The organism is Priestia sp. P5_B4 (assembly GCF_056400385.1).
The window spans coordinates 1-22027 of the sequence record NZ_JBFULJ010000003.1 but is presented as its reverse complement, the minus strand read 5'-3'; the positions used below and the strand labels follow the sequence as shown (position 1 = coordinate 22027).

The window sequence follows — 22027 nt, the reverse complement described above, 5'->3', positions numbered from 1 at the left end:
CTTTTTTGTCTTTATCTATTAAGCTGCACTTTTAACGTCTTTGCGTTTTTTCGTTTTTGTTGAACCTTTAAAGTAGCTATCTAAAAGTTTAGCGACTAAACGAGCGATTATGTTAAACAACAGAACCATAATGATTAAAATAGCAGCTGACTTTGTTGCAATCAATCTTGCATCAGGTACGATTCCTTCAGAGTTTAATTTCCAAATGTGAACGGCAAGCGTCTCTGCTGGTCGAAAAATATTAAACGGGTTTACAGGACTCATTAAGTCAGCATTTGAATTTAACATCGGCGTTGTTAAGCCAGCCGTATAAATCAACGCAGCTGCCTCTCCAAAGATTCGTCCCGCTGTTAAAATAACGCCTGTGATAATTTGTTGAATCGCTGATGGAATGACGACTTTGACAATTGTTTGCCATTTAGTCGCACCCAACCCTAAACTGGCTTCTTTTACACTCGCAGGAACAGATGCAATCGCACTTTCACATACGCGTGTTAAACCCGGTAAATTTAAAATTGTAATCACAAGTGCTCCGCCGATAAGCGTATAGCCCCAGCCTGAAAATGTGACAAAAATTAATAATCCAAATAAACCAACTACAATGGACGGTAATGACGCCATTGTTTCGATACATAAGCGGACGAAATTTAAGAAACGACCTTGCTTCGCGTACTCCGCTAAGTAAATTCCGGCTCCTAAACCAAGAGGAATAGAAATGATCAGCGTTAAAACAAGCATGTAGAACGAGTTAAACAGTTGGGGTCCGATACCGCCTCCTGCCATCGTATTGCTTGGCTTTCCAAATAAAAAGTTCGGATCCCAAAATCCCCAACCTTTAGCGATAATTTCAACAACTAAATACACTAATAGCAACACAACTAGAGCGGCAATGCCATAAAAAATACCTGTCCATATATTATTTACTGTGCGTGCATTTTTGTTTCTCATTGATGAGCACCTCGTTTCCCAATTGCTCGGATAATTAAAATGAACACGAAAGAAATAAGCAGTAAAATCATGGCTAACGTCCACAGTGCGTTATTCCATGCCGTTCCGTTTAACGTATTAGACATATCCATTGTTAAAATACCTGTTAATGTTGCCGTTGGGCTATATAAGCTTTCAGGAAGCTTAACCGTGTTTCCGATAACCATTTGAACAGCTAGCGCTTCTCCGAATGCGCGGGCAAGCCCTAACACGATACCTGTTAAAATACCTGTTTTAGCAGATGGAATAATGACTCGGCTAATTGCCTGCCATCTTGTTGAACCTAGTCCATAAGAAGCTTCTAAATATTCAGGTGCTACGCTTCGAATTGCATCGTCAGCAATACTTGCAATTGTCGGAAGAATCATGACGCTTAAGACAATAATTCCGGCAATCAAACTAAAGCCCACTCCGCCGAAATTATCGCGAAGAAGCGGCACTAAAATTGTAACCCCTAAAAGACCGTATACCACTGAAGGAACTCCTACTAAAAGTTCTAAAACGGGTCGTAAAACCGTTGAACCAAATTTAGGCGAAATATAGTTGTTAAAAATGGCGATAGCAATTCCAATTGGAGCACTTATAATAACGGCTCCGATTGATACAAGCATGGAACCTAGAATAAACACAAGTGCACCGTATTCTTTATTGTTTGGACTCCATTTTGTTGAAGTCAACATTTCACCGATTGATATATTACTTTGTAAAAATGACTGTATGCCTTTTTCACAAATAAATACGATAATAGCTAACGTAACAAGTACAATTAAAATACCGCAAAATGTAGAAAGCGTACGGCCAATGTATTCGCTTTTTACATAATTAATGGATTTTTTCCCCTTCATCGCTCTGTCTCCTTACATATTCAGTATATATTCGCTTTTCTTTTTATTCGCTATATACTTTATTAACATTCAAATAGAATAAGACTGACTGTGTTAGTCAGCCCTATTCTTTTTAAAAACACTCTTATTTTTTGAACTCAGTCATTGGGATATATCCCATATCTTTTACTTGCTTAGCAAAGTCTTTACCAGCTACGTAGTCAATGTACTCTTTTGCACCATCTTTTGGCTCACCGTTTGTAATCATGTACTCATAAGACCAAAACGGATATTTTTTAGAAACAATGTTTTCTGTTGTTGGCTCTACACCATCAATATTAAGCATTTTTAAACTTTCTTTTTTATCGCCAATTAAATACGACATAGCAAGGTAACTTACTGCTCCTGGCGTTGAGTTTACTGATTGCTCAACCGCTCCGTTTGAATCTTGAGCTGTACCAACGCTGTCATTTACTTTTGCGTCACCCATTAATGTTTTCTCGAATGTAGCACGTGTACCAGATGATGCTGGACGGTTGATTACGTTAATTTTCTCGTCGTTTCCGCCAACTTCTTTCCAGTTTTTAATTTCACCAGAGAAAACCTTTTGAATTTGCTCTTTTGTTAACGATTCTACTTTTACATCTTTATTTACAACAAGTGCGAACCCAATGCCCGCTACTTTCGTATCGACAAGTTTATCTGCTTTTGATTTATCTTCGATTTTATCGGCTGCTGGAACGTCAGAGTTTCCAATGTCAACTGCTCCTGATGCTACTTGGTTAACACCCGTTCCACTACCTCCACCTTGTACCGTTACTGAAAGGTTTGGATATTTTTCAGTAATTCCATTGGCTGCTTCTTCTGCAAGTGGTTGTAAAGCTGTAGATCCCGCCGCTGTTAACGTACCTGAAACTTCTTCTTTGCTGCCCGAACCACTGTCGTTGCTTGCTCCGTCTTTACCACATGCTGCTAGTGCTCCTACCATTAAAAAAGCTGCTAATGTTACTTTAAAACCCTTTGTTTTCATTACATTACCCTCCAATAAATATATGTGTAATTAGTACTAGTCCTTTGTACTCGAACAACAGGTACAAGACACATTATACGAGTAGATTGTTGTCTTTATATGAAGTGAATTTTAAGTTACTGTAAACTTACTTATTTGGGGTTTATTTTTTCTTATTTCTATCAAAACCCTTGATACATAAGACTTTCTGAATATTGCTGTAGAAGATATAAAAGAAAGAAAGCCAAAACGTAAATTTTATGTAAATAAAGCGTTAAATAAATTTACATAAATCTCTTTTTTTAATACAGTGTAAATTCACCATCAAGCCATATTTTTCAATTTATTAGTACTTTTTATACATATCAAACAGAAGATTCCATCCAAAGCATAAATAGAACAGATATTTCCATAAAAAAAAGAAGGCTGCGATAGCCTTCTTTTTATTCATCACCTACGCGGCGGATCTTAATATCACTTAATAATTCATTGATAACATGGCCGCCCATAATTAATCCTGCTACAGATGGAACAAAAGCATTAGAAGATGGAGGCATTTTCGCTTTGCGAATTTGCGCTTGATCGTTTCCTACTTCTTTGCGAACTTCTTCGCGAATAACGATTGGACGTTCATCAGAAAAAACGACGTTAATTCCTTTGCGAATTCCTTCTTTACGCAGACGAGTACGAACCACTTTTGCAATCGGATCTGTATGTGTCTTTGAAATGTCTGCAATTTTGAAACGTGTTGGATCCATTTTATTCGCAGCACCCATACTTGAAATAATCGGAATATCACGTTTTAAACATTCTTTCATTAAATGAATTTTATACGAAATCGTATCGGATGCATCCACTACGAAGTCCGGTTTGTAACTAAAGAACTCTTCATACGTTTCTTCCGTATAAAACATTTGAAGAGAAACGACGTCACATTCTGGGTTAATATCCAAAATACGCTGTTTCATTAATTCTGTCTTGGGCTGACCTACCGTAGAAAGCAGCGCGTGAATTTGACGATTTACGTTTGTAATATCAACATCGTCTTTATCTACAAGAATTAAACGCCCTACTCCTGACCGAGCCAAAGCCTCAGCAGAAAACGACCCTACTCCTCCTATCCCTAAAATAGCAACTGTGCTGCCTTTTAAAGTAGCTAGCCCTTCTTTTCCTATCGCCAGTTCATTACGCGAAAACTGATGCAACATGTTAAAACACTCCTCTATTAAATACACCAACGTGTATGATTAATTCAAATAAACAACGAAATTGACTATATCATATTTTTAGCAAAACGAACATGAGCATTCGTTATTTATCCATAAAAAAACTCTATGCAAATAATTACATAGAGGATTTTTTATATGTATGCTAGTCCCGATCGTGCCGTCTCGAGTGCCTTCGTTTTGAACCCGCTCTCGGCAGGTGGGTGCTCTGCTTTAACCATTGTAAGTCCTCGAGATGAGGCATGTACGCTCGTTAAAAACTCCGAGCTCCCAAGCAAAAAATTGTTCGGTCAAAACTGGATTAAGGACGAACACATCAGGACTATTTAGTTCTTGAAAGTATCTTATCACAGAAAAAATCACTTTGCAATTAATAAGTAAAACAAAAAAAATCGAGCCTGTCACGTTCCAGTGACAGGCTCGACTTAACAGATGGTTCAATCGATTACGCTTCTGTTTTTTGCTTTTTCACCTGCAAATGCAGCTCGTCTAATTGTGCTTCACTTACTTCACCAGGTGCGTTTGTTAATAGACAACTTGCACTTGCTGTTTTAGGGAAGGCAATTGTATCACGTAAGTTTGTGCGTCCTGCTAGAAGCATAACCAAACGATCAAGACCTAATGCAATTCCGCCGTGAGGAGGAGTACCGTATTCAAATGCTTCAAGTAAGAAACCGAACTGCTCATATGCTTCTTCTAATGTAAATCCAAGCGTTTTAAACATTTTTTCTTGAATATCACGCTCGTAAATACGTAAAGATCCTCCGCCAAGTTCGTAACCATTCAATACTAAGTCATATGCTTGTGCACGGACTTGTCCAGGATCGCTTTCTAACATTGGTAAATCTTCACGAACTGGCATTGTGAATGGATGATGAGCCGCGTAGTAACGGTTGTCTTCTTCATCATGCTCAAGAAGAGGCCAATCTGTTACCCATAGGAAGTTAAATTTCGTTTCATCAATAATTCCTTGTTCTTTTGCAAGCTTTAGACGAAGAGCGCCAAGTGCATCTGCTACAACTGACTTTTTATCAGCTACAAATAAAAGTAAATCTCCTTCTTCCGTTTGAAGAGCTTCAGCAAATTGCTTTTGCTCATCTTCATTGAAGAATTTTGCGATCGGTCCTTTTAAGCCGTCAGCTTCAACTTTCAGCCATGCTAACCCTTTAGCACCGTAAATTTTCACGAACTCTGTTAGAGCATCGATATCTTTACGTGAATAGCTAGAAGCGCCACCTTTCATGTTAATTGCTTTTACTTCTCCGCCGTTTTCAACTGCTGCGCTAAATACTTTGAACCCGCAGTCTTTCACAAGCTCTGATAAGTTGACTAGCTCCATTTCAAAACGTGTATCCGGCTTATCTGAACCGTAGCGACTCATCGCTTCATCATATGACATGCGCGGGAAAGGCGTCGTTATATCTAAATCTTTTACTCGCTTCATTACTTTAGACATCATTTCTTCCGTCATTGTCATGATGTCCTCTTGAGATAAAAATGATGTTTCAATATCGATTTGAGTAAATTCAGGCTGACGATCTGCACGCAAGTCTTCATCGCGGAAGCAGCGAGCGATTTGATAATAACGCTCAACTCCGCTTACCATTAGCAGCTGCTTAAAGATTTGCGGTGATTGAGGAAGAGCATAAAATTCCCCTTCGTGCACGCGGCTTGGCACAAGATAATCACGTGCGCCTTCTGGCGTACTTTTCGTTAAAATAGGTGTTTCAACATCTAAAAAGTCATTTTGATCCAAGAAGTCACGAATTGTTTTTGTAATGTCATTGCGCATTTTAAGCGTGTTAAACATCTCAGAACGTCGAAGGTCTAAATAACGATATTTTAATCGAACATCTTCTGATACTTCCGTTTGATCTGCAATGGCAAAAGGAGGTGTTTTGGCTTTGTTTAATACCGTAATCTGCTCAGCGTGAACTTCAATTTTACCTGTTTTTAAGTTCGAGTTAACGGTTCCCTCTTCACGAGCTACAACAGTTCCTTGCACTTCCAGTACGAATTCATTACGTACATCTTCAGCAATTTTTAGCGCTTCAGCAGATTTTTCAGGATTAAATACAACCTGTACAACTCCGCCGCGGTCGCGTAAATCAATAAAGATTAATCCCCCTAAATCACGGCGTTTTTGAACCCATCCTTTTAATAGAACTGTTTCGCCAGTTGCTTGTTCTGTTACATCTCCACAGTAGTATGAACGTTTTGTCATCATGGTTCCCCCTTATACTTGTTCTTGCAAATAGCTGACCAATTGATCAATTGATACTTCTTGCTGTTCGCCAGATTCCATATTCTTTACGTTTACAACTTGTTTTGCTAGCTCATCTTCACCTAGAACAACAACAAATTTTGCTTGTACACGATCAGCTGCTTTGAACTGAGCTTTCATTTTTTTATCTTGATAATCTTTATCGGCTACAAAGCCTGCGCGTCGAAGCGTATTTACAATTGAAACGGATTTTTCTTTTGCTTCATCGCCCATGGTTACTACATAGCAATCTACGCCTGTTTCTACCGGAAGCTCAATTCCTTCTGCTTCCAATGCAGATAATAAGCGTTCGATACTTAAAGCGAATCCGATACCCGGTGTTTCAGGTCCGCCGATTTCTTGAATCAGCCCATTATAACGGCCTCCGCCACAAAGAGTTGTAATGGCGCCAAATCCTTCTGCTTCACTCATTAGTTCAAATGCTGTGTGATTATAATAATCTAACCCGCGTACCAGCGTCGGATCTACAACATAGTCAATGTCTAAATCGGTTAAGTACTGCTGTACTTTTTCAAAATATTCTTTTGAATAGTCGTTTAAATAATCAAGAATAGACGGCGCTGTAGCCATCAGTTCATGGTCACGATCTTTTTTACAGTCTAAAATACGAAGAGGATTTTTCTCCAATCTGCTTTGGCAGTCGCTGCAAAACTCTCCAATGCGAGGTGCAAAGTGGTCGATAAGCGCTTGACGGTGAGCTTGACGACTTTCTGTATCTCCTAAACTGTTAACAACCAACTTTAATTTTTTTAATCCAAGCGATTGGTAAAAGCTCATTAACAGGGCAAGAACTTCAGCATCAATAGCTGGATCATTTACTCCTAATGCTTCTACGCCAAACTGAACGAATTGACGGAAACGTCCCGCTTGAGGTCGTTCATAGCGAAACATAGGGCCAATATAAAACAGCTTGGTTGGCTGCGTTGGATTTCCAAACATTTTATTTGAAACAAATGATCGTCCAACTGCAGCTGTTCCTTCTGGGCGAAGCGTTAAGCTGCGGTCACCTCGATCTTTAAATGTGTACATTTCTTTTTGCACGATATCTGTTGTTTCTCCCACTCCGCGCAAAAATAATTCAGTGTGTTCAAACATTGGTGTACGAATTTCTTGGTAGTTGAACGCACGGCAGATCTCTCTTGCTCGCTGTTCAACAAACTGCCAATATTCTACTTTGCCCGGTAAAATATCTTGTGTGCCTCTAGGTATTTGAACTGACATAACGTGATATGCCTCCTATTTTTAAAATTTACAATACAAAAAAACTCTCGCCTCTACTATTTTTCCATAGTAGGGACGAGAGTTAATCTCACGTGGTACCACCCTAATTGAAACATATGACATGTTTCCACTCATTTCGTTAACGCACGAACACGTTCATCTCCTACTAAGTTTCCCTTTTCAGAGTGAAGCCTCCTGAGTGTTCTTTCATAAAGTCATCATGTAGAAATGCTTTCAGCCTAAGACATTTCCTCTCTAGCCATGTGTCATCTTTACTACTTTTCTCGATCTTTGGCTTATCAATATAAAAATGTTATACATTCATTTTAATTTAGCAATTGCTTTCTATATTACGAATGAAATGAGCAGTTGTCAAGCACCTTTCATGTTAAGAGCGGTCTAATTGTTTTCTTAGTTTCTGAATATCTCGAAGCGTTAAACCAAATTCAGAAGCCAATTCAAGGGATGAAGCTTCACTTTCTCTGTCAATAAAATCATGAAAATGAATGCCAAATACCGGATTTACCTGCTGAAATGATTGTTCACCTTTTTCACTAAACTTCATCGTTTCTTCCTCCCTGCCTACACTTACTTATCCTTTTATTAGCATTGCCCAAAAAAGATGTTTTTACATAAGAGAAAGGATTTTTTTTATTTTCATCGAATACTCTATTTTGTTATAAAAAGGAGGTCTATCTATTCGCCATCTAAACATGAAGTCTGTATCTGTTTTGGCTGCAAGTATCCTTTTATTACTGTGCTCTTCCTCATTTGAGCGCCCAAATGTACCGGTGCATCAACCCATTATTGTAACAGCTGACTCTCTTCATGTACGGAGCGGTCCAGGACGTTCATTTTCAATTACAAATAAATTGACGAAGAATACAAGACTATCCGTTTCAGACCGTCAAGGAGATTGGTATTATGTAGAAAGTTCGGGTATTCAAGGCTGGGTGTTTAAAAAATTCACGAAAACCGTAGCGCTTCGCAGCGTTCAACCTAGCATGCAGGTAGCACAGCGTCAGCCTGTCTATACGCTGAGTAAAAGCTTGCGGCACCTAAAGGGCAAAACAATTATTATTGATGCAGGCCATGGTGGAAAAGACAAAGGAGCCATCGGCACACAGGGCACATATGAAAAAGACCTCACTCTCCGAACAGCACTTATTTTACAAAACAAACTTCAAAAAGAAGGCGCACACGTCATTTTAACCCGCACCCATGATGAGTACCTTCTACTTTCACAGCGCACGCTGCAATCGACTAAAGCAGATGCTTTTATAAGCATTCACTACAACAGTACGAACAGCTCACAGCTAACTGGCCTTATGACGTATTATTACCATCAGCATCAGGACAGTCCACTCACACATTCTATTCATCAGTCCCTTATTAATCATGCAAAATTGAAAGACAAAGGAGAACGTTTTGGAAACTATTATGTTCTTCGCGAAAATACACGTCCGAGTACATTAATTGAACTGGGCTTTTTAAGCAACGAAAGGGAAGAAACGTATATTAATTCCATCAGTTATCAGCAAATGATTACGTCCGCTATCGCTGAAGGATTAAATCACTACTTTCAAAGCAAAGAAAAAACGCAGGCTCATCTGTGAGTCTGCGTTTTTTCTTTGCTTTCTACAATAAGTGTGACCGGTCCGTCATTTGTAAATGATACGTCCATCATTTCACCAAATGCGCCGGTCTCTACTCGAACATTTTTTTCTGATAATACTTTATTAAAATAGTTGTAAAGCGTTACAGCATGATCTGGCCTAGCAGCTCCCATAAAGTTTGGTCTTCTGCCTTTTCGGCAATCTCCGTACAGCGTAAATTGAGATACCGATAAAATTTCTCCTTCTACATCTAGAAGCGACAAATTCATTTTGCCAGACTCATCATCAAACACTCGCAAATTCACAATTTTATCTGCTACATACTCTGCATCAGCTTCAGTATCGTCATGGGTAATGCCCACTAAAAGCATATATCCATGCTTAATCTCACCGACCGTCTCTCCTGCAACAGTTACTTTTGCATTCTTTGCTCTTTGTACGACTACTCTCATGTATAACTACCTTTCTTAATGCATAATTCGGCGAACTGAATAAATGTCTCGAAGCTGCTTAATGCGCTCAACCACTTTATGAAGGTGACTGATGTTATGAATAGAAATTGACATATGAATCGTAGCCATTTTGTTTCGGTCCGATTTTCCTGAAACGGCTGAAATATTCGTTTTAGTCTCGTTTACAACCTGCAGAACTTCATTTAGTAAGCCTCTGCGGTCGTATCCGGAAATTTCAATTTCCACGTTAAACTCTTTGCCTTCTTTAATATGTGTTTCCCACTCTACAGGAATAAGGCGGCTTTCAGCATCATCTGTGTGAACGTTTAAACAATCTGCTCTATGAACAGATACTCCTCGCCCCTTTGTAATAAAACCAACAATCTCATCTCCAGGAACTGGATTACAGCATTTAGACAAGCGAATCAGCATGTTCTCTACACCCGGTACGATAACCCCGGAATCTTTTCGTTTATGCTGGCGAACACGCTTGGCCGCAGTGTCGCGTGCAATATCATCAATTTGGATCTCTTGTTCTTGATCACGCTGCTTTCTCCACTTCTCGGTTAAACGATTAGCTACTTGAGCCGCAGTTAATCCGTTATACCCAATAGCTGCATACATATCATCTTCGTTTGAGAAATTAAACTTCTCCGCTACTCGTTTGATATTATCAGCTGTTAATACTTCTTTTAAGTCAAACTCCATTTGACGAATTTCTTTTTCAACCAGCTCTTTGCCTTTTTCAATATTTTCATCGCGGCTTTGCTTTTTAAAGAATTGGCGAATTTTATTTTTGGCTTGAGACGTTTGAGCAAGCTTTAACCAGTCCTTGCTTGGACCATACGAATGCTTAGACGTCAAAATTTCGATAATGTCCCCCGTTTTCAAACGGTAATCAAGCGTAACCATCTTGCCGTTGACTTTTGCTCCAATGGTTTTATTTCCGATTTCAGAATGAATACGATAGGAAAAATCAATTGGAACAGAACCCGAAGGAAGCTCAATGACGTCGCCTTTTGGCGTAAAAATGTAAACCATGTCAGAAAACAAATCAACTTTTAGAGATTCCATAAATTCTTCTGCATCGTTTGCGTCATTTTGAAATTCTAAAATTTCTCTGAACCACGTCAACTTTTCTTCAAATGAAGCATGCTCAGCTGTTTTTCCTTCTTTGTAAGCCCAGTGAGCAGCAATTCCATACTCAGCAATTTGGTGCATGTCAAACGTTCGAATTTGAACTTCTAACGGATCACCTTTTGGTCCGATAACCGTCGTATGAAGAGACTGGTACATATTTTGTTTTGGCATTGCAATATAATCTTTGAAACGTCCCGGCATTGGCTTCCAGCACGTGTGAATAATTCCTAACACCGCATAGCAATCTTTAATGCTATTTACAATAATGCGCACAGCTAGTAAATCGTAAATTTCATTAAACTGCTTGTTTTGCAGTGCCATTTTACGATAGATGGAATAAATATGTTTTGGACGTCCTGAAATTTCAACTTTAATCGACACTTCATCTACTTGCTCTCGAACTTCATCAATAACTTCAGCCAAATACTGCTCGCGTTCCGCACGCTTTTTCTTCATCAAATTTACAATGCGATAATATTGCTGAGGATTTAAGTAACGTAAAGCTGTATCTTCAAGCTCCCACTTAATTTTTGAAATACCAAGACGATGAGCAAGAGGAGCAAAAATTTCAAGCGTTTCATTTGAAATGCGTCGCTGTTTTTCCTGCGGTAAATGCTTTAGCGTACGCATGTTATGAAGACGATCCGCAAGTTTGATCAGTATGACTCGAATATCTTGAGCCATTGCTACAAACATCTTGCGGTGATTTTCAGCCTGCTGCTCTTCTTTAGACTTATATTTAATTTTTCCCAGTTTTGTTACGCCGTCTACTAACATTGCTACTTCTTCATTAAAAGCTTTTTCTAAATCTTTTAGTGTTATCTCTGTATCTTCAACCACATCATGTAGAAATCCAGCTGCAATTGTTGCTGGATCCATATCTAGATCAACTAAAATTCCTGCGACTTGAATCGGGTGGATAATATATGGTTCACCCGACTTGCGATATTGTTCTTTGTGAGCTTCTTTTGCAAAATCATATGCTTTTTGTACAAAAGCCACATCTTCTTCATTTAAATATCGCTTCGTATTGTCAATGACCTGTTCCGCTGTTAGGACTTGCTCATTTGCCATGAAATCACCTTTTATCAACTAGCATTTTTAATTCATATTGTAACTATTATCTTGAAAAAATCCAAGGATGTAAAGCCTTTGCGTTTAATTTATCAAATTTACATCATTTCCATTTTACGTATTAACGTTTTTTAACGAAAAAAGAGCACCTGTATCAGGTACTCTTCTTTATGTGATCGTTCTTCTTAATACGTCATTAATGTGAATACATCATAACCGTCTAGTTTGTCACGGCCATCAAGGTAAGAAAGTTCAATTAAGAACGCAGCTCCAACAACAATTCCGCCTAATTCTTCGACAAGCTTAATTGTCGCTTCAATTGTACCGCCTGTTGCTAATAAATCATCTGTAATCAACACGCGCTGACCTGGCTTAATTGCATCTTTGTGAATCGTTAATACGTCTTTACCGTATTCTAAACCGTAATCTACTTTGATTACTTCACGCGGTAATTTTCCTTCTTTACGAACAGGTGCAAAACCGATACCTAACGCATATGCTACTGGACAACCAACGATAAATCCGCGAGCTTCCGGTCCTACGATAATATCAACTTGTTTATCATTCGCATATTTTACAATCTCATCCGTTGCGGCACGGTATGCATCACCATTGTCCATTAATGTTGAGATATCTTTAAATGTAATACCTGGTTTTGGCCAGTCAGGTACAATTGTAATATAATCTTTAAAATTCATTCTAATGTTGCCTCCTCATTCAATCGAACGCTTAAAAATATCTTGAAATTGATTTTTAAGCTGTACATATGACGTATAAATAAAGTTTTTTTCTATTTCAATCTGCTGCTGCTTTTGGCGATAAGTCGCAGATTCTATTAAATCACGTTTCGCAGAATTTTTCACTAACGAAATTAAGCCATTGTTTATTGTAACAAATTCTAACTCAAAAAACACCTTTGCCATAAAATCAATCGTTTCTTTTGACCAGCCCTTATGAATCGCTAAATCTTCTTTGTAGCGTTTTAAATCAAATGGACCCTTTTTCGCTAAAAAGCCGTAAAACCATTTAAAATGATCGCGAGTTGGGATTGTATCAAAATAATGGTCTTCTTCCGTTAAGAAAATAGCGTATAGTCTAGAAGGGATACCTTGGACAAACAAACATTCAAGCCATTTCTGTGAAGGAGGCAAATCTAATAAAACGATTTGTTCCCCTGCAAACATACATGCTTTTGCCTGTTCTTCATCTTGAATAAGAACAACATGCTCCATCGGCAGCAACGACTTGTATTTATCAATTGTTGAAGCGTGGAAAGCAACAACTTTCATTTGATCCGTAAATACCTGCTGAAAGAAACGTTTGACATCAACTGCACTGCGATAATCAAACATCTGCCATTCATCTACAGAAATATCTTCCACCATCAGCTGCGGCTTGCGCATATTATTCCACTCATTAATAGATAGTTCACCTACTAATGATACTTTAGCTATAGGAGATACTTCATCTAATATATAGCCTAACCCAAATCCTACTGCATCAACCGATACACCGCTGTCTTCAAATACGAGTTTTAAATGATTTTTATTAGCACCAATTTTCCGCATAGATGTTGTATGAACATCTTTAATGAGAACTTTTGGCTTCGGGTTATGCATACCAAATGGAGCAAGCGCACTCATTTGTTCAATGTTTTCCAGCGTAATTTCCTCTGTTGTGCATACTGTATCAACTGATGTAATTGGAATAAAATCCTGTTTGGTTAACACGTTGCTTGCTTGTTCATTAAGACGTCTGCGCAGCTCTTCTACATCATCGCTGTTTAATGTCATGCCGGCTGCCATTGGGTGCCCTCCAAAATGTGGCAAAATGTCACGGCACTTAGATAAGTTCGCGAATAAGTCAAAACCTTCGATACTTCTTGCTGAACCCTTGGCAATACGGTTTTCAGAGTCAATACTTAGTACAATTGTTGGTCTGTAGAATTTTTCTACGAGCCTAGAAGCGACAATTCCAACAACGCCTGCATTCCATCCTTCTCCCTCTACAATAAGAACGCTGTTTTCACCCGGAGGATACATACTCTCAACAAATTCAACGGCTTCTTCTGTAATATCGTTTACGATTTGCTGCCTTTCCTTGTTTAACGCATCAATTTCTTTAGCTAAACCTTTTGCCTCTTCAGCATTTGTCGTCATAAGCAAATGAACAGCTGGATCGGCATCTTGAAGACGTCCTACTGCATTAATGCGAGGAGCCATCGCAAATCCAATTGTATCCTCATTAATTTCTTCACGTTTTACTCCACATACGCTCAGCAGCGCTTCAATTCCGGTGCGCTTCGTGAGCTTGAGATAATCAAGACCTTTGCGAGCAATTAAGCGGTTTTCGTCCACTAAAGGAACTAAGTCAGCAATTGTCCCAATTACTGCTAGTTCTAACAAATGTTCCGGAAGCTCCCCTAACAGCGCATGAGCGAGTTTAAAAGCCACCCCTACACCTGCCAGTTCTTTAAATGGATATGTACTTTCCGGCAGCTTTGGATGAATAATTGCATAAGCATCCGGTAAAACTGGCCCCGGCTCGTGGTGATCGGTAATAATTAAATCAAAATTTAATTCACGTGCATACGCAGTTTCTTCGACTGCCGAAATACCTGTGTCTACCGTAATCACCAGCTGATAGCCGCCCGCGTTTATTTTATCAAATGCCGCCTTATTCGGCCCATAACCTTCTGTAAAGCGATTAGGAATATAAAAATCAACATCAGCTCCAAGCTGCTGTAAAGCAGTTAACATAACAGAAGTGCTGCTGACGCCGTCAGCATCGTAATCTCCATAGATCATAATTTTTTCATTATGATCAATTGCTTGCTGAATACGAGCTACTGCTTTGTCCATATCGTGCAACAAAAACGGATCGTGGAACGTTTGTGCATCAACGTGTAAAAACTCACGCGCCGCTTCTACTGTTGTCATGCCTCTATTAAGTAATAACGAAGCTACTAGAGGTGTAATATTGAGGTTTTCTACAAATTCATTAACAAGTTGTTCATCACATTCTTGAACATTCCAACGTTTTTTTGACTGTAACATGTCTCTTCACCCCTTAACCCACATTATTATACTAGAGTGGATGAAATGGAGCAACGAAAGAAAATAAGCACATTTTTCTGACAGTACGTCTTGAATTTTCACGCACAAAAAAAACGTGCGAATACTTCGCACGTTTTTGAATTACTTGCTTTCTACTTCTTTTTGTTCCTCACGCTTCAACTGTTTTCCTTTCCACACAAGCCATAGCTGAGCAGCAATAAACACAGATGAATATGCACCAAGAATTAAACCTACTAACAGAGCAATTGAGAAGTTTTGAATCGATTCACTTCCGAATAGAAGAAGTGCTACAACTGCAATCACAACTGTTAACACGGTATTCATCGAACGAGTAAACGTTTCACGCAAACTTAGATTTACGATAAACGCTAAGTCGTCAAACGTTTTGGATTTAAATTTCTGCATATTTTCACGAATGCGGTCAAACGTAACGATCGTATCGTTAATTGAGTAACCAACAATCGTCAAGACAGCAGCAATAAACGTTAAATCAACCTCTAACTTCGTTAAGCTGAAGACCGTAACGATAAAGAACGCATCATGCAACAGGGCAAGCACGGCTGCAAGTGCCATGTAAAACTCAAACCGTATCGTTACATAGATAATAATTCCAATTGAAGCAATGGCAATTGCCATCATTGCATTTTTCGCCAGTTCTTTTCCAACCGTCGGCGAAACGGTGCTTACATTTGGTTCAGAACCATATTTATCTTTAAAATGATCTTTTAAATTGGCAATTTCTTTTTTATTCAAGACCCCAACTACACGTACGACACCCGTGTCATTACCTTTTCCTGTAATGACTACGTCATCCGTTTTGATATTAATGGACTTCATTTCACGCTGTATCTCAGACTGTGTAACGGTATGATTTGCTGGAATCTCTATACGAGTTCCGCTCGTAAAGTCAATACCAAGGTTCAATCTGAACACAACAACCGAGATAATACCGATAATAACAAGGACGCTTGAGAACGTGAAGAATGCTTTACGGTATTTAACAAAATCAAGTTTATCCCATGCTGTAGGCAAAACGGTTGTGCCGTCGTCTTTACTTAGGTCGTGAATTTGTTCTTTCTTTACGCCAAAGTAGCCTGTTTTTTTATCAAACCAGCGGCTATTTACTAAAAGACTCATTAATAACCGCGTACCGTATACGGCCGTAATAAAGCTTAGTACAATCCCGATCATTAACGTTGTAGCAAATCCTTTTACTGAACTTTGACCATAAAAGAACAATACAAGAGCCGCTAGCATCGTTGTAATATTGGCATCAAAAATGGTCGCAAGAGAGCGACGATTTCCTGCCCGGTATGCAGATATAACAGACCTTCCTGTTTTCAGTTCATCTTTAATCCGCTCGTAGGTAATGATATTCGCATCTACTGCCATACCTACGCCGAGAATAAGAGCCGCGATACCTGGAAGCGTCATAACCACGTGCATCAAGTCAAATACAACTAAGTTCAAGTAGATATAGAAACTGAGTGTAATAATAGCAATAAGCCCCGGTAAACGGTAGAAAAACAGCATGTAAAGGAAGATAATTCCGATGCCGATAATACCCGCTAATATAGTCGTGTGAAGAGCTTCTTCTCCAAACTGTGCTCCAACGGATGTAGAGTATAGCTCATCCAATTTAACCGGCAGCGACCCGGCGTTTAGTAATTCCGCCAGCTGTGTTGCACTTTTCACTGTGAAGTTTCCACCTGAAATCTCAACATCTGGCTGTGTTAACACGCTGCTAACAGAGGCTGCAGATAGATACTTCGGATTTTGTTTTGTMGCTTCTTTTTGGTACGAGTCTTTTCCTTCTTCATAGTCCAGCCAAATGACAATTAAATTGTTAGGTGCTGGTTTTTGAGAAAGCTCTCGCGTGATCTTTTCAAATTTTTTCGCATTTTTTAACTTTAGTGAGACGCTAGGCTGATTACTTTGGTCAAACGATTGCTTTGCTCCGCCTTGCGCTAAGTCTGTACCATCCATCAACACCTTATCGTTCACGTCACGGAACGTTAAGTTTGCTTGAGTTGATAACAGATCCCTGGCTTGCTTTTGATTCGTGACACCAGCTAGCTGAACGCGGATACGGTCATTTCCTTCAATTTGAATGCTAGGCTCACTAACTCCCAGTACATCGACACGTTGACGCAGCGCTTCAACCGTGCTGTTAAGTGCCTTTTTGTCAATGACATCGCCTTTTTTAGCTGGACTGACTTTATATAAAATTTCAAATCCACCTTGAAGGTCGAGGCCAAGTTTAATATCTTTTGTAATTCCAGTCATCGTTGTTCCGATTGTACTAAACACAAGCAGTACTAAGAGGAAAAAGGCAACGATACGTCCTCTTTTAACCATCGACAGAAAATCCTCCTTCTTATGTAAAAAACATGAAATGATAACAATAGATAAATGACCAATCTAATTATCATTCATAACCTAATGTCTGTCAAATAAAGACCTTATCAAATTTTAATACATGTATTTTACAAACTCTACTTTAATAATTCTTTCCAGTCTTCTCCATTATTAACACTTGAGAACATATCAGATTTATAAGATTCAATTGTTACATAGCTCATCACCTGCGTGATCTTAACAGATAAAATATCATTTACCACTTGATGGAGAGATAGCTCCTTTTCTTTTTTCCATTTTTTCATTTCTAAATAACTCAATAAATCGTTCTCCGTTACTTCTTCATATCCAAGCATATGAAATTCTTCCATTTTGCTGGATAAGACAGGCTGTATAAGTTCTTTCGAAGCTGAAATAAATGGATGTGTCATATCGATCCTCCTTTCTGTTTGACATTTCGCGTAAAATTTCTTTCTCGTATGAGGAATACTTGTCATGCTTGGACACCGGGGACGCATATATTCACTGTATAAACCTCAAGAAAGCAGTGAGTATATGTCTAAATTTTTACAGGGAACTATTATTTTAATAATTGCTGGCTTAATTACACGTGTACTCGGGTTTGTCAATCGAATTGTGGTGGCTCGAATGATTGGAGACGAAGGTGTGGGACTTTATATGATGGCGGTCCCCACGCTGGTATTAGTAATCACCTTAACACAGCTTGGGCTACCGGTTGCCATATCCAAGTTAGTGGCAGAAGCAGAAGCTTTAGGTGACAGGCATAAAATAAAAAAAATACTTGTCGTCTCTTTAAGTATTACGTGTACGCTGAGCGTTTTATTTACGCTCGGACTAATATTATTCGCTCCCGTTGTAGCAAAAACCTTCTTTACAGATTCACGTACGATCTATCCGCTGCTTGCGATTATTCCAGTTATTCCAATCATCGCCGTCTCGTCTGTCATCCGCGGATATTTTCAAGGAAAGCAGCAAATGAAGCCTGCTGCTTATTCTCAAATTATCGAACAAGTGGTGCGCATTACGTTAATTGCCGTATGTACAAAAGCATTTTTGCCCTATGGAATTGAGTACGCTGCGGCTGGTGCTATGCTATCTTCCGTATTTGGAGAACTAGCTTCACTGTTTTATATGATATTTATGTTCAAGCGAAAGAAGAAAATAACGGTAAGACGAAAATTTTTTGCTTCTTTACATGCGGGCAAAGATACGTTCTTTGACTTAATGCGAATTGCTCTTCCCACGACAGGAAGCCGCATGATTGGGTCAATTTCTTGGTTTTTAGAACCGATTGTAGTAGCTCAAAGTTTAGCAATTGCAGGAGTAGCGACAGCTGTAGCAACGAAGCAGTACGGAGAATTAACAGGCTTTGCACTCCCTCTCCTGATGCTGCCTTCTTTTGTAACGGTGTCTCTATCCACGTCTTTGGTTCCCGCAATCAGTGAATCTCTTGCACAGAATCAAATGAAGCAAATCGAATATCGGCTTCATCAAGCTCTCCGCTTGTCGTTTGTAACAGGCGGGCTGGCCGTTGTTGTTCTTTATGTATTTGCTAATCCGGTAATGGAATTGATGTATGGTTCTGACAAAGCTGCTATTTTTGTCAAAGTCATGGCGCCTTTTTTTATCTTTTATTACTTTCAAGGGCCGCTTCAAGCTGTTCTGCAGGCGCTAGACCTTGCAAAAGCCGCCATGATTAACAGTTTTATAGGAGCAGCGGTCAAAACATCTCTTATCTTCTTACTCGCAACTCAGCCAAACCTAGGCATTATGGGAGCTGGTCTTGCAATTGTTGTGGGAATGATGCTTGTCACTCTTTTACACCTGTCTACCGTCATGAAAAAAGTCACGTATAAGATTCATGTGTTTGAGTATCTTCGCAGTTTTTCTGTAATGGGAATATCAGGTTTTACCGGACACTTCGCTTATATGAACCTTTTCACTTCCATCCCTTTGAGCTTACGAACCGTTTTATCGATTGCACTTACAAGCGTTGTATACGTACTGTTTTTGCTGCTTTTTAGACTGATAACAAAAGAAGAATTAAACCGTTTTTCTGTTTTACGCTATTTTAAACGAAAATAAAACGCGGAGCAATCCGCGTTTTATTGTTTCACATCTACCAAATCTATAAAAAATTTTCCGTTGTCGTAGCTGCAATATGAAATCTTATCTAAGTTTGAATACCCTCGCTTTTCCAGCTCTGTCCTTAACCATTCCGTCGTTTTATGTTCATGCAGCAGATGCTCTTCTTGAATAATGCCGTCAATGATAAAAGGCAAATTCAAATTGCCTTTTTCACCTGATTGCTGATCTTTCTCAAACACGGATAGCCTTCCTGAAGATTCTAAAATAGCAAATTCAACATCAGCTACATTTTTTATATTTTTATCACGCAGCTGCACKAGCAAGTCATTGAAGTTATATCGCTGCCTTTTCATTTCATGTTCGTTTATTTTTCCGTTTTCAATGATAATACTAGGTTTGCCATCAATAAAATTTCGCATTCGATTGCTTTTAAGAGACCATATAGCTAAKCCGATTTGAATAATAAGAAGCGTTAACATCGGAAGAATTGAATACAGCAAAGGATCTTTTGGGTTTTCAATAGCCATTACTGCCATTTCAGCAATCATAATAAAGACAACTAAATCCAAAATGCTCAGCTCTCCTATTTCCCTTTTACCCATGACGCGAAAAATAATTAAAACTACTACGTATAAAAGCACGGTTCGCGCAACCATAATCAATAGTTCCACTGCAAAGACCTCCTTTATGTATTCCCTTGTAGTTTGTACCATTTATTTTAAAATAGCCTTACTTTTATGCGTCTATTTTGAAGTCATCCCGAATATGCTCGTACTAAGGGTTCACCTATCTTTTTATTTCATGAGGGGGAAACAAGTTGGGTGCAAAACGAATGAGCAACGCTGTATTTGCAGGAGTAGCAACAATCTTAGTGATGGCTTTAGCGATTAGCATTATCTTTTCGCTTATTTTAAAGTTTACATCGCTTGAAGAACAGTCGGTCCGTTTATTTTTACTTATTCTCTCATTTATTACACTGTTTATCGGAGGATTTATCGCGGGAGGACGAAACGGTTCAAAAGGACTTCTCGTTGGAGGAGCCACTGGTGTTTCTTATTCTTTTTTAATGTTTTTACTACAATTTCTCGGCTATAGTCACCTGTTTTCTGCACAGCAGCTCTTATTTCACGCTGGATTTATTGGAGTCGCTATTCTAGGGGGAATTGTTGGCGTAAACATTGCCGGTTCACGAGAAGCATAAAAAAACGTCACGTACATGTACGTGACGTTTTTTTTATTAATCTACGCTTCTTACTTCACGAATAGCATTGCGGTCAAACGTTAATTTTGAACCGTCAGTGCTGCGAACCACAACTTGTGACTCATCAATTGCGTCTACCAAACCGTGCATACCGCCAATTGTAACAACCTTATCACCTTTTTTAAGTGTTGATTGCATTTGCTGTACGTTTTTTTGACGTTTTTGCTGTGGACGGATTAACAAGAAATAGAAAATGACAAACATTAAAAGTAATGGCCAAATATTTTGTAAAACTCCCATGAAAACTCCTCCTTTTATTTATATTATCAACAGGTACTCATTCATAAATTTGATGAAAATTCCTGTAGTGACCTAGAAATTCTTTGCGTCTGGACCGTTAAACCCATATTTTTCAAAGAACTCATCACGGAAATCGCCAAGTCGGTCTTCGCGAATGGCTTCACGGACTTGCTCCATTAAGTTTAGCAGAAAATATAAGTTATGGTAAGATGTTAAACGAATTCCAAACGTTTCATTACAACGAATTAAGTGGCGAATATACGCTCTTGAATAATTTTGACACGTGTAGCAGTCACAGTTTGGATCAATCGGACCGAAGTCTTCTGCATATTTTGCATTTTTAACAACAAGACGACCTTCGCTTGTCATAAGCGTTCCGTTACGTGCAATACGCGTTGGTAATACGCAATCAAACATATCGATCCCGCGAATCGCTCCATCAATTAACGAGTCAGGTGATCCTACTCCCATTAAATAACGTGGTTTATCGGTTGGTAAGTATGGCGTCGTAAACTCAAGCACACGATTCATCACATCTTTTGGTTCTCCAACTGACAGCCCTCCCACAGCATAACCTGGGAAGTCCATTGAAACTAAATCAGCTGCACTTTGACGGCGTAAATCTTCAAACTCTCCGCCTTGAACAATTCCAAAAAGACCTTGGTCTTGAGGGCGGCTGTGAGCCTCAAGGCATCGCTCTGCCCAGCGGCTTGTGCGTTCAACTGAACGTTTTAAGTAGTCATATTCTGCTGGATAAGGTGGGCATTCATCAAATGCCATCATAATATCAGACCCAAGCGCATTTTGAATGTCCATCGCTTTTTCTGGAGATAAGAAAAGCTTGTCTCCATTCAAATGGTTGCGGAAATGGACGCCTTCTTCTTCAATACGGCGCAAATCACTTAAGCTAAAAACTTGGAAGCCGCCTGAATCCGTTAAGATGGGACGATCCCAGTTCATAAATTTATGAAGGCCTCCCGCTTTTTCAACAATTTCATGACCAGGACGAAGCCATAAATGATACGTATTACTTAAAATAATGCCTGCTCCCATTGCTTTTAAATCTTCCGGAGACATTGTTTTTACTGTAGCTAATGTGCCTACTGGCATAAAAATAGGTGTTTCAAATGAGCCGTGAGGCRTATGGAC

The 22027-nt window shown here is 39.0% G+C and carries 19 protein-coding genes, 1 other RNA gene and 1 other annotated feature; of the genes, 3 read left to right on the top strand and 17 right to left on the bottom strand.

The features are described 5' to 3' along the window. Positions 1–18: 18 nt before the first annotated feature. The 8 genes from pstA to AC1DRF_RS00925 form a co-directional block, all read right to left on the bottom strand. The gene (pstA, locus tag AC1DRF_RS00960; protein WP_427075313.1) at positions 19–948 is read right to left on the bottom strand and encodes a phosphate ABC transporter permease PstA; all 930 of its coding nucleotides are present in this window, start codon (positions 946–948) and stop codon (positions 19–21) included. Beyond that, the gene (gene pstC, locus AC1DRF_RS00955; protein WP_013059300.1) at positions 945–1832 is read right to left on the bottom strand and encodes a phosphate ABC transporter permease subunit PstC; all 888 of its coding nucleotides are present in this window, start codon (positions 1830–1832) and stop codon (positions 945–947) included. The genes pstA and pstC overlap by 4 nt, the downstream gene beginning before the upstream one ends. 124 nt (positions 1833–1956) lie before the next feature. Further along, a complete protein-coding gene (locus tag AC1DRF_RS00950) occupies positions 1957–2841 on the bottom strand; it encodes a phosphate ABC transporter substrate-binding protein PstS family protein (protein ID WP_427075314.1) in 885 nt (294 codons plus the stop codon). Between the two features lie 422 nt (positions 2842–3263). Then, positions 3264–4028, bottom strand: a complete 765-nt coding sequence (locus tag AC1DRF_RS00945) for a tRNA threonylcarbamoyladenosine dehydratase (protein ID WP_043976145.1) — start codon at positions 4026–4028, stop codon at positions 3264–3266. Positions 4029–4190: 162 nt separating this feature from the next. Beyond that, positions 4191–4372, bottom strand: a non-coding RNA gene (gene ssrS / locus AC1DRF_RS00940) — 6S RNA. Positions 4373–4491: 119 nt separating this feature from the next. After that, positions 4492–6270 carry an aspartate--tRNA ligase gene (gene aspS, locus AC1DRF_RS00935; protein ID WP_427075315.1) on the bottom strand — a complete coding sequence of 593 codons (1779 nt, stop codon included), beginning with the start codon at positions 6268–6270 and terminating at the stop codon, positions 4492–4494. A gap of 12 nt (positions 6271–6282) precedes the next feature. Beyond that, positions 6283–7551 carry a histidine--tRNA ligase gene (gene hisS / locus AC1DRF_RS00930; protein WP_028410586.1) on the bottom strand — a complete coding sequence of 423 codons (1269 nt, stop codon included), beginning with the start codon at positions 7549–7551 and terminating at the stop codon, positions 6283–6285. A gap of 68 nt (positions 7552–7619) precedes the next feature. Beyond that, positions 7620–7852, bottom strand: a binding site (T-box leader). An 87-nt stretch (positions 7853–7939) separates the two neighbouring features. Further along, the gene (locus AC1DRF_RS00925; RefSeq protein WP_013059305.1) at positions 7940–8116 is read right to left on the bottom strand and encodes a hypothetical protein; all 177 of its coding nucleotides are present in this window, start codon (positions 8114–8116) and stop codon (positions 7940–7942) included. 148 nt (positions 8117–8264) lie between these two features. On the opposite strand from AC1DRF_RS00925, the gene AC1DRF_RS00920 reads away from it, so the two are divergent. After that, a complete protein-coding gene (locus AC1DRF_RS00920; RefSeq protein ID WP_097824625.1) occupies positions 8265–9167 on the top strand; it encodes an N-acetylmuramoyl-L-alanine amidase family protein in 903 nt (300 codons plus the stop codon). Here AC1DRF_RS00920 and dtd read toward each other — a convergent pair. The 6 genes from dtd to AC1DRF_RS00890 form a co-directional block, all read right to left on the bottom strand. Continuing rightward, positions 9158–9619: a D-aminoacyl-tRNA deacylase gene (gene dtd / locus AC1DRF_RS00915; protein ID WP_043976137.1), complete on the bottom strand. Its 462-nt coding sequence runs from the start codon at positions 9617–9619 to the stop codon at positions 9158–9160. The genes AC1DRF_RS00920 and dtd overlap by 10 nt on opposite strands. A gap of 15 nt (positions 9620–9634) precedes the next feature. After that, positions 9635–11833 carry a RelA/SpoT family protein gene (locus AC1DRF_RS00910; RefSeq protein WP_013059308.1) on the bottom strand — a complete coding sequence of 733 codons (2199 nt, stop codon included), beginning with the start codon at positions 11831–11833 and terminating at the stop codon, positions 9635–9637. Positions 11834–12018: 185 nt separating this feature from the next. Continuing rightward, a complete protein-coding gene (locus tag AC1DRF_RS00905) occupies positions 12019–12531 on the bottom strand; it encodes an adenine phosphoribosyltransferase (RefSeq protein WP_013059309.1) in 513 nt (170 codons plus the stop codon). Positions 12532–12546: 15 nt separating this feature from the next. Continuing rightward, complete coding sequence (recJ, locus tag AC1DRF_RS00900) at positions 12547–14889, bottom strand: single-stranded-DNA-specific exonuclease RecJ (RefSeq protein WP_427075316.1); 2343 nt, start codon at positions 14887–14889, stop codon at positions 12547–12549. 141 nt (positions 14890–15030) lie between these two features. Next, positions 15031–17268 carry a protein translocase subunit SecDF gene (gene secDF / locus AC1DRF_RS00895; RefSeq protein ID WP_427075317.1) on the bottom strand — a complete coding sequence of 746 codons (2238 nt, stop codon included), beginning with the start codon at positions 17266–17268 and terminating at the stop codon, positions 15031–15033. Between the two features lie 137 nt (positions 17269–17405). Continuing rightward, positions 17406–17699 carry a post-transcriptional regulator gene (locus AC1DRF_RS00890; protein WP_025750585.1) on the bottom strand — a complete coding sequence of 98 codons (294 nt, stop codon included), beginning with the start codon at positions 17697–17699 and terminating at the stop codon, positions 17406–17408. A gap of 64 nt (positions 17700–17763) precedes the next feature. Here AC1DRF_RS00890 and spoVB point away from each other — a divergent pair, with 64 nt between their 5' ends. After that, positions 17764–19374, top strand: coding sequence for a stage V sporulation protein B (gene spoVB / locus AC1DRF_RS00885; protein ID WP_477740244.1), 1611 nt, complete (start codon positions 17764–17766; stop codon positions 19372–19374). Positions 19375–19394: 20 nt separating this feature from the next. Here spoVB and AC1DRF_RS00880 read toward each other — a convergent pair whose 3' ends face one another. Further along, entirely contained in the window at positions 19395–20048 is a 654-nt protein-coding gene (locus AC1DRF_RS00880; RefSeq protein WP_405105263.1) for a DUF421 domain-containing protein, read from the bottom strand. A 146-nt stretch (positions 20049–20194) separates the two neighbouring features. Between AC1DRF_RS00880 and AC1DRF_RS00875 the strand changes: the two genes are divergently transcribed. After that, positions 20195–20578 carry a TIGR04086 family membrane protein gene (locus AC1DRF_RS00875; RefSeq protein ID WP_013085105.1) on the top strand — a complete coding sequence of 128 codons (384 nt, stop codon included), beginning with the start codon at positions 20195–20197 and terminating at the stop codon, positions 20576–20578. A 36-nt stretch (positions 20579–20614) separates the two neighbouring features. Here the strand turns inward: AC1DRF_RS00875 and yajC are convergent, their stop codons facing one another. Both yajC and tgt read right to left on the bottom strand, forming a co-directional pair. Then, positions 20615–20878: a preprotein translocase subunit YajC gene (gene yajC / locus AC1DRF_RS00870; RefSeq protein WP_043976131.1), complete on the bottom strand. Its 264-nt coding sequence runs from the start codon at positions 20876–20878 to the stop codon at positions 20615–20617. 72 nt (positions 20879–20950) lie between these two features. Continuing rightward, a partial coding sequence (gene tgt / locus AC1DRF_RS00865; protein WP_477740243.1) for a tRNA guanosine(34) transglycosylase Tgt occupies positions 20951–22027 on the bottom strand: 1077 nt, incomplete at its 5' end.